Below are 16,251 nucleotides of genomic sequence, written 5' to 3' on the forward strand. Positions count from 1 at the left end.
TCGTGTTCCTCCTCATTAGCTTAACCGGCCAATTTCATTCACAGCTTTATCCAGGCTTCGGTCGTATGCCTGCAGCACCTTCTGATTCGCTTCAAATGAGCGGTAGGCGGTCATCATTTCCGTGTAGGAACGGGCTGTATCAACATTGGAGCTCTCGACGAATCCTTGCTTAATGGAATATTGTGCGCTCCCTGCCGCCGGAGGCAATATCGAATTATCGGCTGTTCTGAACAGACCGTTTCCCTCTTTGACAAGATTGCGGACATCCCCTGCAAAACGGACGTCAATCTGAGCGGTTTCCTGATTGCCAATCCGGACGCGGCCGTCAGACGTAATCTCGTAATCGCTCCCTGTGATGGTAATCGGAGTTCCGTTTGTGGAAAGAACAGGGACACCCTGCGCTGTAAGCTGATTTTGATCATTGAGAGTAAAATGGCCGTTGCGTGTGTAGCGGATGTCACCGTTTGGAAGACTGACAGAAAAAAGAAGAAAGCCTTTCATTCCGGTTTCTGCATTGTTGGGCACCGCTTCTTCTATAAGAGCAATATCGGATGGCAGACCCGTTTCTTTTACATCACCTTGTGTAAACTGGGGGACAAGTTCCTGAACATAAGCACCTGTATTCAAAGAGCCGACTGGCGTCTGGGTTCCAAAATTCATGGGGTTCTTGGTTGGAGCGTCTTTTCCTTCCATTCTGCTGAGCAGCATTTCCGGAAAAGCACGGATGGCCGCCTGGTCTGATTTATAACCGGGCGTATTCACGTTGGCAATGTTATTCGACAGCATCTCTGTCCGTTTCTGTTGCGAAAGCATGCCGGCCGCAGCCGTATAAAGCCCTCGTAGCATATTCCACCTCATATCGGCGCATTGGAAGCGCCTTTTTTCCTATTTCTATTATAAATGACAATTCCATAAAACTCCTACTTTATTTTTTTCGACAAATTGCAACAAATTTTTACTTTAACCCTTCAAAAACCGACAAAATGTCGTATAATGTATGTGGGACATATCCTATATGTTCCCCTTTCAAATTGTGTTTGGTTCAGGATTTTGTTCCCGCTTAATCCCCGAACCGCATTTTAGGCACCAAGAGGCCTTGCTGATGGACTGGATCAGTGAGGTGCTCGGGTGTCTTTTTTTTGGTGGGTGGTTTTGGGGTGGCTTCGGCGGTGTACTGTTTTTTCATTGATTTATACTGGGGTTAATTGGTTTGCACTGGCCTTGGTTTGCTTTGCACTGACCTTCGTTTGGTTTGCACCGGCCTTCGTTTGCTTTGCACCGGCCTTCGTTTGCTTTGCACCGGCCTTCGTTTGGTTTGCAACGGCCTTTGTTTGCTTTGCACTGACCTTCGTTTGGTTTGCGCCGGCATTCGTTTGGTTTGCGCTGACCTTCGTTTGGTTTGCGCCGGCATTCGTTTGCTTTGCACCGGTCTTCGTTTGGTTTGCACTGACCCTCTCTCCTTTAAAGCAGCGGGGGTCAGAGGGAAGGTTGCTTTCTCTCATGACAATGGCAGGGTTGGGGCAGATGGGGACGGAGGTTTAGTGCTTTATCAGAGTGGGGGTCAGTGCATTGCACTGACCCTCACTGCGCTAAAGGAACGGGGGCCAGAGGACGAAAGCAGCAATGTGTTGATATCATTGGACCAATATAAGGCAGGGACGGAGGTTTAGTCCTTTACCAGGGCGGGGGTCAGTGTAAACAAACAAAACAAAACAAAACAAAACAAAACAAAACAAAACCAGCCGCCACAAAAAACCCGATATCCCATTTCCCACCCAGCACACCCAATCATTGCAAAATACCCAAATTTGAATATAATAATTTTAGCAGTTATTTTTTTTATCGGAGGGAGAAGCCGTAATGGTGACATCTGAAAAACATACTCGGTTTATTGTGGCTGGTTTGCTACTTGGGATTTTTATGGCGGCGATGGATAATACCATTGTTGCGACGGCGATGGGGAAGATTATTTCGGATTTGGGCGGGCTGGATATTTTTGTTTGGGTGACGTCCGCTTATATGGTGACGGTTATGGCCGGGATGCCGATTTTCGGGAAGCTTTCGGATATGTACGGCCGTAAACGGTTTTTTGTTTTTGGTTTGGCGGTTTTTATTTTGGGTTCTGCTTTGTGCGGGATTGCTCAGAATATTGTGCAGCTTAGTATTTTCAGGGCGATTCAGGGGGTTGGGGGCGGTGCGCTTCTGCCGATTGCCTTTACGATTGTGTTTGATATTTTTCCACCTGAAAAGCGCGGGAAGATGACGGGGCTTTTAGGGGCTGTGTTTGGTTCGGCGAGTGTGTTCGGTCCGCTTTTGGGGGCTTATATTACCGAGTATATTAGCTGGCATTGGGTGTTTTATGTGAATGTGCCGATTGGCATTTTGTCTTTGTTCTTCATTATTCGCTTTTATAAAGAGTCTCAGAGCCACAGGAAGCAAAAAATTGATTGGACGGGGGCGGCGACGCTTGTTGTGTCGGTGGTGAGTCTGATGTTTGCACTTGAGCTCGGCGGGAAGCAGTATGCCTGGGATTCTGTGCAGATTTTAGGGCTGTTCGGGATTTTTGTTGTGGCACTCGCGGTCTTCTTTTATGTGGAAAAGCGTGCGGAAGAGCCGATTATTTCGTTTTGGATGTTTAAGCGGAGGCTGTTTGCTGCATCCCAGATTCTCGCTTTTCTTTATGGCGGGACGTTTATTATTTTGACTGTGTTTATTCCGGTTTTCGTTCAGGCCGTTTACGGCGGATCGGCGACGAATGCAGGGCTTATTTTGACGCCGATGATGCTCGGATCGGTTGCGGGAAGTGCGATTGGCGGTATTTTCCTCACGAAAACGAGTTTCCGAAATTTGATGATTGTTTCTATTTTTTCTTTTGGAATTGGGATGTTTTTGCTCGGTACGATGGAGCCGGATACGGCGCGCTGGATGCTGACGATCTTTATGATTTTGACGGGTTTTGGGGTCGGATTCAGCTTTTCGCTGCTGCCGACATCGTCTACTCATAAGCTGGATCCGCAATTCAGGGGTTCGGCGAACTCCACAAACTCGTTTGCCCGTTCTCTTGGGATGACGCTTGGTGTGACGATATTCGGGACGATTCAGAGCAATACGTTTACGAGTGAACTGAAAAAAGGATTTGAAGGAATGGGCGGCGGCGGATTTTCCGGGGATCCAAGCTCTGTGTTCCAGGCTGGAGCACGCGACAGTATTCCGCCGCAGATTTTGAATAAAATTGTGGAGGCAATGTCGTCTTCCATTACCTATGCTTTCACGCTGGCGCTGATTCCGATTGCGATTGCCGTTATTGCCGTATTTTTGATGGGGAATGAACGGGTTGAGGTTCCCTCTGTTGCAAAGGAAAAGAAAGCTGCAGCACAATAAATAGGAAGCACGAGTTTTACTTCGTGCTTCTTCGCAATTGAGGTGGCCTTACAGAATGAGTGTTAAATTAGTGATTTTGGGATTGCTGCTGGAGGGGGATAAGCATCCTTACGAAATTCAGCAAATTATTAATGAACGGCAGATGAAGCATTATATCAAGCTTGCGAGCGGTTCGCTGTATTATGCTTTTGAAACGTTAGAGAAGGATGGATTTGTCAGAGTGGTTGATGTGATCAGCGATACGAACCGCCCTGAGAAGACAATTTATTCGATCACGGATTCGGGGAAGCAGGAATTCGAAGAGCTGTACTTTCAGCAGCTGCTGAAAAAAGAGCATATGGACCGTCCAATTTATGCGGCCCTTTCGTTTACGTCTTATATAGACCAGGAAAAACTGCTCGGTGCACTGTCAAAGAAAATAGACGAAACTGATGCGTACCTGGCCAAGATGAAAAGGCTCTATCAAATAAAAAAAACCGATCATACCATTGCCCATCTATCCATCATCATGCGGGTTATTATGCATTTAAAAATGGAGTTAGCCTGGTTTCGGAATTTGCATCAGGCGGCTGAAGAAGGGCGATTAACAGAGACGGACGAAACGTATTTTGAGCGGATTGAATCGCTCTTGGATGACGTGTAAAAAAAAGAAGCAGCTGCCTGCTTCTTTTTTTTAGCATATATTCTCCACTTCTCCGCCGGGAAGCGAGATGAAGGAAAAGTCATTGTCTCCGTACAGCTCCCAGCCTTCGAAGGCGGCACTGTTGTGAAAGATGTCCAAGACGGCTTCGTTGTCGGTTGTAATTCTTAAGATATCGGCTTCTTTCCACCAGCATATGCTGTGGATTTCATGGCCGGCCAGAAGTTCGTTCAGTTTGTCCAAATAGTCTCCGGATGTGTCTGCGGTTTGGAAATCAGTTTGGCCGACGATGATGCGGCCGTCTTTTTTTAGGCGCCACGGGCATTCTATGACGAGACCGCCGTTCGAAAAATGCAGGATTAAAGGAAGGGGCTTCCCGTTTTCAAGCTTGGTTATGGTTTGTCCTTTAAAATAAGGAAAATCAAGGCTTTCGTTCATGGTCTCTCCTCCGTTTGGCGTCATCCTGTTCTTTCTCCTTATCAATCGATAAGTAATATGCAAAATAAATCTTTAGTTTTTTGAGGATAATCCGTGCAGAATGACTTCTGTATATAATTTAGCCCGGTGATCAAGGGGCATTTTTTCCGGCAGCGGGTGGCTAAGCATGCTCATCAGCATATGGGTATACGAGGATGGATCGGTGTCCAGCCTTTCCGGGTCTTTGACGGTACCTTCGATTGCTGCCCGTTCAAATATCGATGAAATCGGAAGCTGGTAGGCAGCACTCCAGCTTTGATGGATCATCCGCTGGTCGTCAGGCGTCATCTCGTATTCGATGTCATGAAACATTTGGCTCAGCTTCTTCGGCTGATGCATTAAAATGTAGCGGATGACGCGGAATAGAGAGTCTTCGAGTTCCGGATGACGTTTAATGATCCGCTCGAGCCCCATTTGCATTTCGTATAGGTAGTTCTTTACGACTTCCATGTAGAGGCTTTTTTTATTGGGGAAATGATGATAAAGGGCTGGCTGAGTAAGGCCGCATGTGTCCGCAATTTTGCGGGTGGAGATGGCGCGGTACCCGAATTCCATGAATAAACCTTCCGCTGCCTTGATAATGTTTCTCCGTGTGTCCCCTATATCGGCTGCGGCATTTTGTTTGGGTGCCATTTCTTTGCCTTCCCTTCTGCTGCTTATCATATGATAAGATTGTAAGCCTTTGTTTTACCCGGTGTCAACCGCTATCCAAAAAATGGCTTGATTCTGTAATTGAATCAAGCCATTTCGTTTAGATTAATTTTCTTTTTGCGAGACGGTCGACGTTGTCGAGCATAATGCCTGTTCCAATCGCTACACAGTCCATTGGGCTGTCAGCCACGAGCACGGGCACCTTCAATTCTTCAGCCATCAGCTGATCCATTCCATTGAGCAGGGCTCCGCCGCCTGTGAGGATGATTCCGCGGTCAATAATGTCTGCGGACAGCTCGGGAGGGGTGCGCTCGAGGACGCCTTTTGCCGCTTGTACGATGACCGAGACCGATTCTTTAAGGGCCTGTTCAATTTCTTTGGATGTGACTGTAATCGTTCTTGGCAAACCGCTTACCATGTCTCGGCCGCGGATTGCAATTTCTTCCTGACGTGCGCCTGGGAATACCGTTGCCACTTTAATCTTAATATCTTCAGCCGTACGTTCTCCGATCAGAAGCTTGTACTCCCGTTTAATATGATTGAGGATTTCACTGTCGAACTTGTCCCCCGCCATTTTAATGGAAGAGGCGGTGACAATATCGCCCATGGAAAGCACAGCAATATCCGTCGTTCCACCGCCTATATCCACAACCATATTTCCGCTTGGCTGGAAGATATCCATGCCGGCCCCGATAGCGGCCACTTTCGGCTCTTCTTCCAGGAAAACATTTTTCCCACCGCTTTTTTCAGCTGCTTCCTTAATCGCTTTCTGTTCAACAGATGTGATGTTTGTCGGGCAGCAGATCAGCATGCGCGGCTTGGAAAAGATGCCTTTTACATTGAGCTTATTGATGAAGTGCTTCAGCATCGCTTCAGTCACTTCGAAATCTGCGATGACTCCATCTTTTAACGGACGGATGGCAACGATGTTCCCAGGCGTACGTCCAACCATTCTTCTTGCTTCTTCTCCTACTGCCAGCACCTTGCCGGTATTGCGGTCCATTGCGACGACGGAAGGCTCGTTCAGAACGATTCCTTTCCCTTTAACATGTATCAGTACATTGGCTGTACCGAGGTCAATTCCTATGTCCCTTGCAAACATTCTTCCGATTTCCTCCTTGCAAATCACGATTCCCGTGTATATCCATAATTGCACCTAATTACATATTGTATCACATAATGCAAATAATAGGTGTTATTTGGTAAAGAATCTACACATTTTTCAGGGGGTTGGATTTACAAAAAGATTCCGTTATTTCACCGTTTCTTCTTGAAGAATGTCTTCCTTGCGGTACTTCAATTTCGTCGCTTCTCCGCCTCTCAAGTGGCGTATGGATTTATGATAATCCAGAATTTCCTTTACCTCTGCTGCCAGTTCCGGGTTAATTTCAGGCAATCGCTCTGTCAAATCTTTATGGACAGTACTTTTGGAAACCCCAAACTCTTTCGCGATTACGCGAACTGTTTTTTTAGTCTCCACGATATACTTTCCAATCTTGATAGTACGCTCTTTGATGTAATCGTGCACACCACTCGACCTCCCTAAAATGGATGTGAGAAGTGTGAAATGAGACCCGCATATTAAGAGACATCAGCTGCTGGGATGGAATGTACTCTAAAGATGCTTCCGCTGGTGGATTCACAATAAACAGCCACGATCCTCACCTCAAACACTCTCTTTGTTAGGTTTGTAACATTCTATTAGCTTGGTTGCAGTAATATGCTAAAAAGTCAACAGGGACAAGGGATTGCATGAAATTTTCTGTTTGCTGCAAGAGCATATGATAAAGAATATGTGAAAGTTATGGGAATTTAGAATCGGATTTTCGTTTTTGGACAGAAAAAAGGAGCAGCTTTGAGGGCTGCTCCTTCGGGTATGATGGACTTTTATTTTAGTTTGAAACTTCGTCCGCCGGATACACAAGGCCAATCTGACGGCGGGCCAGGTCCATTATCTCCAGGGTGATCAGGGAATTTTCAAACGTATTCACACTGGATTCCGTTTTTCCTTCACGGATTAAGCGGGCAAATTCTTTCGCTTCATCAAACATGGTGTTCTCTTTTTGTTCCACATTGATGTCTTCTGTTTCCCCGCTGCGGTACTGGATGCGCACGTTTTCCATCGTGCTGAATTTATCAATAACGATGCTGCCCTCTTCCCCTTGAATTTCAGACGGAATATAGGAGTCTGTAATCTTGGAGAACATGACGACAGCGTCGTGTTCATCATATTGGAACAGGATGCTTCCTTCGCCGTCCACACCGGATTCAAGAAGGTGAGCAGTCGCCTGGATGGAGTTCGGTTTGCCGAACAGGGCGACCATAGGCGCGATGCAGTAAATGCCGATGTCCATCATGGAGCCGTTCGAGAACTCAGGCTTAAAGGCGTTCAGGATGTTTCCTTCTTTATACGCATCATAGCGGGATGAGTATTGGCAGTAGCTTGCTACGTAGCGGCGGATTTTTCCGATTTTGTTCAGGTTGCTTTGAATGGATGCGAAGTTTGGAAGCAGCGTTGTTTTCATTGCTTCCATAAGCAGAACTCCGTTTTCCTGAGCCGCTTCCATCATTCTTTTAAATTCTGCTGCATTCGAGGCTACGGGTTTTTCGCATAGCACATGCTTTCCATGATTCATGAGAAGAATGGCTTGCTCTGCATGATGGGAATTCGGGCTTGCGATGTAAACGGCTTCGAATTCAGGGCTTGCGGCAAATTCTTCAAGATTGGTATATGTATGCGGAGCACCGTGCTTTTCTGCAAATTCTGCTGCGCGTTCTTCTGTACGGGAATAAACAGCGGCAAGCTCCAGATCACCGGTTTGCGCGGCAGCGTCCAGAAATTTTTCTGTTATCCAGTTGGTTCCGATTACTCCGAAACGTATCATGTATCTCTCTCCTTTGACATTGGTCATTCCGAATTCATTTTACCATACCGCGGACCGGAAATAGAAAAGCCCGCCTGATACGGGGGTATCAGGCGGGCTTTCTTAAAGTGATTCAGATTAAGCGTTTTTAGAAGGAACGGAAGCTTCAGACTCTTTTGCCTCTTCTTGCTTCGCATCTTTCTTTTCCTGCTGCGGTGCAGCTTCTGTTTCTTTGCTGGCCGCTGCTTCATCCGAGATGGCAGTAGCAGGCTTTTCAAGAAGGTTTGCAGGGTTTAATGCTTTTCCGTCTTTACGGATTTCAAAGTGAACGTGTACGCCGTTCTTTTCATCTAATAGATTTTTCCCGGCCTTACCGATTACTGCATGCTGTGCGACTGAGTCGCCTTCTTCCACTGCAACTGATGCAAGAGATTGATAGACAGTTGTTACGTTATTTTCATGCTGAATTTCAACTACGTATCCGAGAATCGGATCTTTTACGGCTCTCAAAACAGTTCCGCTGAGAGAAGCTGTCACGTCGAATTCCTTACCGTCCTTTTGCGCAAGGTCAATTCCTTGGTTAGGACTGTACGTGTTATTATAGGATACGAGTGCCGCTTCTTGTTCTTCTTTGGATGCTTTGGCGTCATAGAATTTTTTCACGACTTGGACGGATTCTTTGTTCAGTGCAGGCGCTGCGATATTTTCCACCGGCTTTGATACTTCTGCTGCCTCTTTGCCCTTTTCTGTCTGGGGCTTGCCTGGCTGCTCGCCTACCGGATTCAAATCACGGGATGCCTGGTACCATAGAACACTAGTTAAAATCAAAGCTGCACTGACTAAATAGATTGCCGGAAATACCCAGCGTTTTCTAAAAAACTGCTGAACCTTTGATTGTTGAGAAGTACGATTTTTTTCTTCCTCTCTCATCTTCATCACCTCAGCAATCATTCTGAACACAATTCTGAAAATATATACACCGCCCGAAAAAAATTTATAAAACGCTTAGTATGCTCTAGTGTTTTCACATTATGCAAAAGAAAAGGATGTTTTGTTTATGAAGAAATTCCTCTACTGGGCACTGACCATTGCGCCCATCGCTTATATGTGGCTTATATGGGAGCTGTCGAGTATTCCAGGCGATCCAAATGCTCAGGATACGTTTGCAGCGGTATTTAAGGATTCCCTCCATTTCATCGAGTTCGGCATCTTGTTCTGGCTGTTTGCCTTCGCTCTTGCGGTTCATGGAAAATGGACGGCCGGCACAAGCATAGCCGTGGTCGCGGTTTGTCTGGCCTATGGGGCGATTGATGAGATTCATCAGATGTTTACGCCGTTCCGGACATCTACCTGGTATGACCTGTTTAAGGATGCCGTCGGAATCACGGTTTCCTATATCATTATGAGGGTTACTTATTTTGCATCGCGTAAATCACGGATGCACCGCTTTTTTCAAAGGCTTGAAATGCTTGATCGGAGGAATGGAATGTGAAACTTAGAGTGGCTCAGCGAGAAGACTTGAATCGAATTGTCGATATTTATAATACAACGATCGAATCCCGGATGGTTACGGCAGATCTAACGCCAGTTACCTATGAAAGCCGGGAAAAATGGTTTGACGACCATACCGGGAATTACCCGCTCTGGGTGGCAGAGGATGAGGCAGGCACAATCACGAGCTGGATCAGCTTCCAGCCTTTCTACGGGAGGGAAGCCTATAAGCATACGGCGGAGGTCAGCATTTATATAGACCCTGCAAACCGCGGAGCCGGTCTTGGAAAACAACTGCTGCAGGCCGCTCTTGATCAATGCGCTGAATTGGACATCCAAACCCTGCTCGGATTTGTGTTTGGCCATAATGAACCAAGCATCCGGCTTTTTGAACGGTTCGGATTTGAGCGGTGGGGCACTCTTCCGAATGTGGCGAACCTTGAAGGTACGGAGCGGGATTTGGTGATTTTGGGGAAACGGGTGGGATAAGAAATAGGCCGGTCTGGTGAGGACCGGCTCTTTTTTATAGGGGCGGGAGACGCGCAGAAGCAGAGCGGAAATCTGCTTATTAAAAAAACAGCCCCAAAATGAGGCTGTGTTCTATTGCTGTGCAGTTAATTTTGTTAAAAACGGATCGGCTGCCGCGAGTGTCGTTCCATTATAGTAGTAGCTGACGATGTCTTTATATGATTTACCATCCTGCGCCATAAAGTTTGCCCCGTATTGACTCATGCCGACTCCGTGCCCGTATCCTTTCGTTTGGATGACCACGTTGCCGTCTTTCAGGGTCCATGTGAAGTCGGTGGATTTGAGCTGAAGCTTATCACGGACATCACGGCCGGTTAAGGTTTTGCCGCCGATTTCCACTTTTGCGACACGGTGGCTTGAAGTCCGTTCCGTCACTTTTCCGACTGAATTTGCGCTTGTGAGCTTAACGCCTAATTTTCTTTGAAACTCGCCGACGGTGAAGATCTGCTGGCTGTAGTATTTAGGTGATTCTTTGTCCCACGTGCTTTTTACGCTTCTTAAATATGGAATGGCGTTTGGCCAGTAATCTTCCGAGTTCTCGGTATAGCCGTTGCTTGTTGAGAAGAAGGAGGCCGTAATCGGCTTATTCTCGTACGTGAGAATTTGACCGGCAGTTCCAGAGACAGCGGCCAGCACTTTTTCCGCACGCCATTTATAATCCTTCCCCCATATCTTTTTCAATTCTTCCTTGTTCCGGTAGACCTGATGGATCACGGTATCCGTGACGTTTGCCTTCGCACCTGACGGCGTTGAAATTCCATTTCCTGCTGTCAGCGATTTGACAATGACCGTTCTTGCCGCAAGGGCCTGCGCTTTTAACGCCTCTTCTTCAAAGTCAGCCGGCATTTCGGACGCGACCACTCCAAATACATAATCCTCAAGCGGCACATTTTCTACCTTTTTTTCTGCTGTCCGGTAAACCGATACGGTCACATTTGATTTCGATTCGAGCGGTTTCTCCTGTTTTTCCTCCTGCTTCAGTTCCTCTCCCAGCTGTCCACTTGACTTGCTGACAAACGGGGAAACAAGCAGAGCCGGAATCATCAGAACGATAACAAAAAGTCCGGCTAGTACGACCAATAGCGGTTTCATAGATTTCATCCACTGAGCCTCCTGATTGAATGATGCGTATACTCCATCTTATGGGCTTGGACAACCTTTTATGACTGTTGAAAGACAGATAGGGAGACTTGCTAAATTCGTGAACTCATGTTTCAAACACGAGCCGGGTTATAGAGGAAGTTCGCGAAAATTGTTTCCCGTCAGACAGGAATGAATTTCCTTGAAAGAAGGTATACTGGAAGTGATACCTGCTGAGGAAGATTCGGAGGGTATTGGTTCGTGTTTGATTGAGGAGTTGGGCGTCTGGATGAAGGTTTTGCGGGTTTATTTGAAGGTTTTGCAGTCGGAAAGGCGGTTCGGTGTGGTTGGTTCCGGTCTGAGATCAAGGTATTGCTGACTTTTTACATCTAATTGCTGACTTTTTTCATTAATTGCTGACTTTCCTGACCTAATTGCTGACTTTTTCCGATAAATGCTGACTTTTAAGAATGAATTGCTGACTTGGCCCTTTCCCCCATTGATGACTTTATATGTAGGGCAAGATATTTCAACAGCACGAAAAGCTTATGATGAATTTCTGAAATTTATAATGAATTTCTCGAAGGTTATAATGAATTTTTCAGGTTTTATGATGAATTTTCGAAATTTATGCGGAATCTGCCGCAAATCTCCCTAAATTCGCAGCCATTCGTATTCTGACTCGGGGGCATTCAGTTTTCTGTATCCAGCACACATCTTATAAACGCCATTAAAAAGAAGCCGCCCAGTTGGCGAGTCCCGTTTGGATGAATTTTTGAAATTTATGCGGAATCCGCCGCAAATTCTCCTAAATTCGCAGCCATAAGTATTATGCACCGAGGGTGTTCAGGCTTAATGACTCAGCACACATCTTATAAACGCCATAAAAAAGAACCCGCCCAGATGGCGAGTCCCGTTTGAGAGTATAAAATTATGCATTTAAGTCCGATACAGCCTGCTGCGCCGGAATGGATTGTTCGTCGGCTGTGATGCGTTCGATGTCGGCTCCGATTCCAGCAAGTTTGCCGTGGAAGTTTACGTATCCGCGGTCGATATGCTTCAATTCCGTTACGCGTGTGTAGCCATCAGAGACTAGACCAGCCAGAACAAGAGCGGCACCTGCACGAAGGTCGGTTGCTGCTACTTCTGCTCCTTGAAGCTCGCCTGGTCCGTTGATGATCACGGAACGGCCTTCAATTTTAATTTCTCCGTTCATGCGGCGGAATTCTTCCACGTGCATAAAGCGGTTTTCAAAGACGGTTTCTGTAATCATGCTTGTTCCCTTTGCCTGAAGAAGCAATGCCATCATTTGAGATTGCATGTCTGTCGGGAAGCCCGGGTGAGGCATGGTTTTAATGTCCACCGCTTTTAATTCATCTGGTCCAATGACACGCAAACCATCTTTTTCTTCGATGATCTCTACGCCCATTTCTTCCATTTTCGCTACCAGTGATGCTAAATGTTCTGGTACAGCGCCTTGAACGAGTACATTTCCTCCAGTAATCGCTGCAGCCACCATGAAGGTTCCTGCTTCAATACGGTCAGGAATGATGTTATGCTGAGCGCCGTTTAATTCAGCTACCCCTTCAATACGGATTGTGCCGGTTCCGGCACCGCGGATTTTACCGCCCATCGCATTGATGTAGTTCGCCAAATCAACGATTTCAGGTTCTTTTGCACAGTTTTCAAGAGTTGTTGTACCTTCTGCCAATGCAGCTGCCATCAGAATATTTTCAGTGGCGCCGACACTTGGGAAGTCCAGATAGATTTTGGCTCCGCGCAATCTGCCTTTTACTTCGGCGTCAATAAAGCCATTTCCAACCTTGATCACAGCACCCATGGCTTCGAAGCCTTTTAAATGCTGATCAATTGGACGTGAACCGATTGCACATCCGCCCGGCAGTGCTACACGCGCGCGGCCAAGTCTTGCAAGCAGCGGTCCCATTACAAGAACGGATGCCCGCATTTTACGTACATATTCAAATGGTGCTTCGGTACTGAGCTCTTTGGATGCATCTACAATTACTTGATTGTTCTCAAAATGGACATCTGCACCGAGATGGCGCAGAACTTCATTAATCGTATATACATCAGAGAGCGTAGGTACATCACAAATAATGCTCTTTTCATTACTAGCTAATAAGGATGCAGCGATAACCGGCAAAACGGCATTTTTGGCACCTTCTACCTTTACTGTGCCGTTCAACTTTTGACCGCCGCGGACGATGATTTTTTCCAAGGTATTCCCCTCCGCGTCCCAAATTCTCTATATTAATATTCAGTCGTGATGATTGGTGTTCCTGCGACTACAGTAGTATTTTCGCCCAATCCGCCGTGTCTAACGGCCACTTGCATGTTCATGCTGCCTTGTTCAGCCGGGATTTTCTGATCCCAGCGAGCTGTATATGCCGATACCGATACGAACGCCTTTTCTTTAAGCTGTTCAAGCGGCACCGCGTTAAATTCTTTGAGCAAAGCATCAGCTAGATGCAAAACACCTACCATCTTATCATCTTCACTGCCTTTAATACAAGAGAAAATTGTGGGATATTCATGAAAAATGTCGAATGATTGCTTTTTAAATTGATTAATAATGGAGGTCCAGTCCCTGGAATTTCCACGGCCGTGAACCTGATACAGGATATACGAATTCAATTGCCCGTTTGTGTCGGTTGAAACGATTTGCAGCGTTTCCGTGGCGCCTGATTTTTCATTCCATCTGGTGCCCGCAGCCTTCCAGCCACTGCTGGTCCGTTCAGTCGACCATTTAAAAAGACGATGCTGCTCTGTAAAACGTTTCACATTTTCCGAAAATTTTTCGCTTGGGAATGAAATTTTTTTCTTTGAATAGACCGTCCATTCGTTTATTTCAATTCCCTGTTTTTGAAAAGCGCCGGCCAATTGTTCAATTTCCGGCTTTACTTGTGCAGCTTCACTGATTTTTCCGCAGGCAGCCGTGACGACAGCAAACACGATTGCGATCCATAGCATCTGTTTTATTTTATCCATTCCGTCCACTTCCTCTCCTTATTACCATTGTTGCCGGAGAGAGGATGGACATACGTGGAAAAAGTCGTCATTGTTCTACAGAATCATGCCGTTTGCAAGGCCTTTTGTCCTGAATGGCGATGAGGTTATAAAGAATCTCTTCTTAAAAGAAACTCCATGGCCAAACTCATGCCCGCCAGTCCAATTTACGCCGCTGGGATTACTCCGCTGCAACCCCTTCTCCACCTATATTCCCAGAGGAAAACAGGCGTAAACTTAAAATAGGGAAGGAAGTTCCTTTGACCAGAAAAAATAATCGAGAAAAAAGCTGCTGACCAGGTATGCGATACTGATTGTGAGCAGGATGAGAAGGACCCGCGCCTGCACCACACGCCCGCTCCGGATGAATTTGTCAAAATTTAAAGCCTGAAGCGCCCACCAAGTTACGGCGATGAAAAAGAGGTGGGAGATTAATCCTGTTAAAGCCTGCGTTGAGAATTCAATCATTCTATCCCTCCGTTTTCCCTAATCTTCCGATGTATATAGTGCTTCCACTGAAAGCGTGATTCCTGCTGTGACATGATTTTTTTTCGTTTGCGTCTTGCCCTATGTATAGACCGTTCACACACAAAAAAGAGAGGTTTTCACCTCTCCTATTATATCGCCCGCGGGTTAGAAAATGTTAGGGATTAAAGAATGTTCGGAAAAATGCCAAAAAGAATGGTGCCGGCCGTGCATATGAGCAGAGCGGCTGCGGCTGCCGGGTGAAACCGGAGTTTTTTCTCCGTTTCCGCTTCGCTTTGTTTGAAAAACATATAGGAAAACACCCTGAAGTAATACACGTAGGAGATGACCGTTGCCCCAATCATGACCGAGGCGAGAATCAGAAGCGGTACCTGCCCCGTAAACGCGGTGAGCAGGATGTTTACCTTCGCCATAAAACCGGCTGTCCCGGGGATCCCCGCCAATGAAAGCAGGAAAATTCCCATTAGGACCGCAAGCACCGGCGATCGTTTGTACAGCCCCGAAAATGAACGGACATCGGCAAATCCCGTTTGCTGCTCAACAGCCATAAGAATGGCAAAGGCCCCTGCATTCATAAACAGGTAAGCGAGCAAATAGAACCAGATGGCATCGAGCATGAGCGGGGATTCCGGGGATGCAAAGGCAACGAGCAAATATCCCGCATGACCGATAGACGAGTAGGCAAGCATCCTTTTTACGTTGCGCTGTTTCAGTGCCGTTACATTTCCGGCAATCATCGTTAAGGCCGCCAGAACGGCAATGTATGGCTGCAAGTTTAGTATAAGCGGCTCTCCTCCGGAAATGGGTGAATAGAGGAACACTGTGTAAAACAGCCTGATGATCAGGATGAAGCCGGCTGTTTTCGAAACGACACTCAAAAAGGCCGTGACAGAAGTCGGAGCGCCTTCGTACACATCCGGCACCCACATATGATAAGGGGCCGCCGCGATTTTAAAGGACAAGCCGGTCAAGAGGATGAAAAAAGCGAGACCAAGCAAAAAAAGGTGGTCCGCATTTTCCGGACTTTGCAGCTGCTCGCTCATGGCCGTCAGTGAAACCGTTCCGGTTATTCCATATAAATAGCTCATTCCGAAAAGCGTGATTGCCGTTGCCACTCCTCCATTGATGACATACTTCATCGCAGCCTCGTTTGATTTCCGGTCTCTCTTTTTCATCCCGGCCATGATGTAGGAGGAAATCGAAAGCAGCTCAAGACCAACAAAGAGCGTAATTAAATCACGGCTGGAGCTCATAAACATGGCTCCAAGAAGGCCGGTCAGCCACAGAGTGAAAAATTCACTTCGTTCCGGCACTTCCGATTTTCTCTCCTGAAACACAAGCAAAAAAAGCAATGCGGCTCCGGCAAGGAGAAGGATTTTGAACAGTTTCGCAAACCCGTCAAGCACAAAACTGTCTCCCAGAATCCCCTCTGGCTGGGGCGTTAACAGGAGGAGGACCGTTCCTGCTGTGAGGATGGCGGCAAAACCGAGCCAACCGAGCCATTCCTTGCCCTTTTTTCCGGGAAGGAGCAGATCGAGGACCGAAATCAGGATCGCTCCGCCGAGCACAATTAACTCAGGGGCCATCAGCATCCAGTTATAGGACAATAGCGTCTCTGTATCCATT

At 46.7% G+C, this 16,251-nt stretch carries 17 protein-coding genes; 4 read left to right on the plus strand and 13 right to left on the minus strand.

The annotated features are described in order from the left end of the window. Positions 1–15: 15 nt before the first annotated feature. Both CEF21_RS00080 and CEF21_RS00085 read right to left on the minus strand, forming a co-directional pair. Positions 16–846, minus strand: coding sequence for a flagellar hook-basal body protein (locus CEF21_RS00080; RefSeq protein ID WP_123912852.1), 831 nt, complete (start codon positions 844–846; stop codon positions 16–18). Positions 847–1,190: 344 nt separating this feature from the next. Further along, entirely contained in the window at positions 1,191–1,502 is a 312-nt protein-coding gene (locus CEF21_RS00085; protein ID WP_123912853.1) for a hypothetical protein, read from the minus strand. A 358-nt stretch (positions 1,503–1,860) separates the two neighbouring features. Between CEF21_RS00085 and CEF21_RS00090 the strand changes: the two genes are divergently transcribed. Beyond that, positions 1,861–3,381: an MDR family MFS transporter gene (locus tag CEF21_RS00090; protein ID WP_123912854.1), complete on the plus strand. Its 1,521-nt coding sequence runs from the start codon at positions 1,861–1,863 to the stop codon at positions 3,379–3,381. A 55-nt stretch (positions 3,382–3,436) separates the two neighbouring features. Beyond that, positions 3,437–4,024 (plus strand): PadR family transcriptional regulator, encoded by a 588-nt coding sequence (locus CEF21_RS00095; protein WP_123912855.1) that lies wholly within the window; start codon positions 3,437–3,439, stop codon positions 4,022–4,024. Between the two features lie 30 nt (positions 4,025–4,054). On the opposite strand, the gene CEF21_RS00100 is transcribed toward CEF21_RS00095, so the two are convergent. From CEF21_RS00100 to spoIIQ, 6 genes are all read right to left on the minus strand, one after another. Beyond that, complete coding sequence (locus CEF21_RS00100) at positions 4,055–4,483, minus strand: DUF6188 family protein (protein ID WP_241156736.1); 429 nt, start codon at positions 4,481–4,483, stop codon at positions 4,055–4,057. Positions 4,484–4,531: 48 nt separating this feature from the next. Further along, positions 4,532–5,131 (minus strand): TetR/AcrR family transcriptional regulator, encoded by a 600-nt coding sequence (locus CEF21_RS00105; RefSeq protein WP_164462053.1) that lies wholly within the window; start codon positions 5,129–5,131, stop codon positions 4,532–4,534. Between the two features lie 118 nt (positions 5,132–5,249). Continuing rightward, positions 5,250–6,251 (minus strand): rod shape-determining protein, encoded by a 1,002-nt coding sequence (gene mreB, locus CEF21_RS00110; protein ID WP_123912857.1) that lies wholly within the window; start codon positions 6,249–6,251, stop codon positions 5,250–5,252. A 150-nt stretch (positions 6,252–6,401) separates the two neighbouring features. Further along, positions 6,402–6,677: a sporulation transcriptional regulator SpoIIID gene (gene spoIIID, locus CEF21_RS00115; RefSeq protein WP_123912858.1), complete on the minus strand. Its 276-nt coding sequence runs from the start codon at positions 6,675–6,677 to the stop codon at positions 6,402–6,404. Positions 6,678–7,041: 364 nt separating this feature from the next. Beyond that, positions 7,042–8,034, minus strand: a complete 993-nt coding sequence (locus CEF21_RS00120; RefSeq protein ID WP_123912859.1) for a Gfo/Idh/MocA family protein — start codon at positions 8,032–8,034, stop codon at positions 7,042–7,044. Positions 8,035–8,151: 117 nt separating this feature from the next. Then, entirely contained in the window at positions 8,152–8,943 is a 792-nt protein-coding gene (spoIIQ, locus tag CEF21_RS00125; protein WP_123912860.1) for a stage II sporulation protein SpoIIQ, read from the minus strand. A gap of 127 nt (positions 8,944–9,070) precedes the next feature. On the opposite strand from spoIIQ, the gene CEF21_RS00130 reads away from it, so the two are divergent. Beyond that, positions 9,071–9,505, plus strand: coding sequence for a VanZ family protein (locus CEF21_RS00130; protein WP_123912861.1), 435 nt, complete (start codon positions 9,071–9,073; stop codon positions 9,503–9,505). Continuing rightward, positions 9,502–9,993, plus strand: coding sequence for a GNAT family N-acetyltransferase (locus CEF21_RS00135; protein ID WP_123912862.1), 492 nt, complete (start codon positions 9,502–9,504; stop codon positions 9,991–9,993). The genes CEF21_RS00130 and CEF21_RS00135 overlap by 4 nt, the downstream gene beginning before the upstream one ends. A gap of 111 nt (positions 9,994–10,104) precedes the next feature. Here CEF21_RS00135 and spoIID read toward each other — a convergent pair whose 3' ends face one another. The 5 genes from spoIID to nuoN all read right to left on the minus strand — a co-directional run bounded on the left by spoIID (position 10,105) and on the right by nuoN (position 16,250). Next, positions 10,105–11,133 carry a stage II sporulation protein D gene (gene spoIID, locus CEF21_RS00140; protein ID WP_123912863.1) on the minus strand — a complete coding sequence of 343 codons (1,029 nt, stop codon included), beginning with the start codon at positions 11,131–11,133 and terminating at the stop codon, positions 10,105–10,107. A 910-nt stretch (positions 11,134–12,043) separates the two neighbouring features. Next, positions 12,044–13,351 (minus strand): UDP-N-acetylglucosamine 1-carboxyvinyltransferase, encoded by a 1,308-nt coding sequence (gene murA, locus CEF21_RS00145; RefSeq protein ID WP_123912864.1) that lies wholly within the window; start codon positions 13,349–13,351, stop codon positions 12,044–12,046. A gap of 32 nt (positions 13,352–13,383) precedes the next feature. Next, on the minus strand, positions 13,384–14,121 hold the full coding sequence (locus CEF21_RS00150; RefSeq protein WP_123912865.1) for a YwmB family TATA-box binding protein: 738 nt from the start codon (positions 14,119–14,121) through the stop codon (positions 13,384–13,386). A 255-nt stretch (positions 14,122–14,376) separates the two neighbouring features. Continuing rightward, the gene (locus tag CEF21_RS00155) at positions 14,377–14,607 is read right to left on the minus strand and encodes a DUF1146 family protein (RefSeq protein WP_123912866.1); all 231 of its coding nucleotides are present in this window, start codon (positions 14,605–14,607) and stop codon (positions 14,377–14,379) included. A 182-nt stretch (positions 14,608–14,789) separates the two neighbouring features. Continuing rightward, positions 14,790–16,250, minus strand: coding sequence for an NADH-quinone oxidoreductase subunit NuoN (nuoN, locus tag CEF21_RS00160; protein WP_123912867.1), 1,461 nt, complete (start codon positions 16,248–16,250; stop codon positions 14,790–14,792). Position 16,251 lies beyond the last annotated feature (1 nt).

Source organism: Bacillus sp. FJAT-42376, from assembly GCF_003816055.1.
In the GTDB taxonomy this organism is placed as follows: Bacteria; Bacillota; Bacilli; order Bacillales; family Bacillaceae; genus Metabacillus_B.

Excerpts from the sequence above, each read along its gene's own strand:
- spoIID (WP_123912863.1), bottom strand. The coding sequence starts at position 11,133 with ATGAAATCTATGAAACCGCTATTGGTCGTACTAGCCGGACTTTTTGTT.
- CEF21_RS00120 (WP_123912859.1), bottom strand. The coding sequence starts at position 8,034 with ATGATACGTTTCGGAGTAATCGGAACCAACTGGATAACAGAAAAATTT.
- CEF21_RS00080 (WP_123912852.1), bottom strand. The coding sequence starts at position 846 with ATGCTACGAGGGCTTTATACGGCTGCGGCCGGCATGCTTTCGCAACAG.
- CEF21_RS00105 (WP_164462053.1), bottom strand. The coding sequence starts at position 5,131 with ATGGCACCCAAACAAAATGCCGCAGCCGATATAGGGGACACACGGAGA.
- CEF21_RS00095 (WP_123912855.1), top strand. The coding sequence starts at position 3,437 with ATGAGTGTTAAATTAGTGATTTTGGGATTGCTGCTGGAGGGGGATAAG.
- CEF21_RS00155 (WP_123912866.1), bottom strand. The coding sequence starts at position 14,607 with ATGATTGAATTCTCAACGCAGGCTTTAACAGGATTAATCTCCCACCTC.
- spoIIQ (WP_123912860.1), bottom strand. The coding sequence starts at position 8,943 with ATGAGAGAGGAAGAAAAAAATCGTACTTCTCAACAATCAAAGGTTCAG.
- CEF21_RS00090 (WP_123912854.1), top strand. The coding sequence starts at position 1,861 with ATGGTGACATCTGAAAAACATACTCGGTTTATTGTGGCTGGTTTGCTA.
- nuoN (WP_123912867.1), bottom strand. The coding sequence starts at position 16,250 with ATGGATACAGAGACGCTATTGTCCTATAACTGGATGCTGATGGCCCCT.
- CEF21_RS00085 (WP_123912853.1), bottom strand. The coding sequence starts at position 1,502 with ATGAGAGAAAGCAACCTTCCCTCTGACCCCCGCTGCTTTAAAGGAGAG.
- CEF21_RS00150 (WP_123912865.1), bottom strand. The coding sequence starts at position 14,121 with ATGGATAAAATAAAACAGATGCTATGGATCGCAATCGTGTTTGCTGTC.
- mreB (WP_123912857.1), bottom strand. The coding sequence starts at position 6,251 with ATGTTTGCAAGGGACATAGGAATTGACCTCGGTACAGCCAATGTACTG.
- CEF21_RS00130 (WP_123912861.1), top strand. The coding sequence starts at position 9,071 with ATGAAGAAATTCCTCTACTGGGCACTGACCATTGCGCCCATCGCTTAT.
- CEF21_RS00100 (WP_241156736.1), bottom strand. The coding sequence starts at position 4,483 with ATGACGCCAAACGGAGGAGAGACCATGAACGAAAGCCTTGATTTTCCT.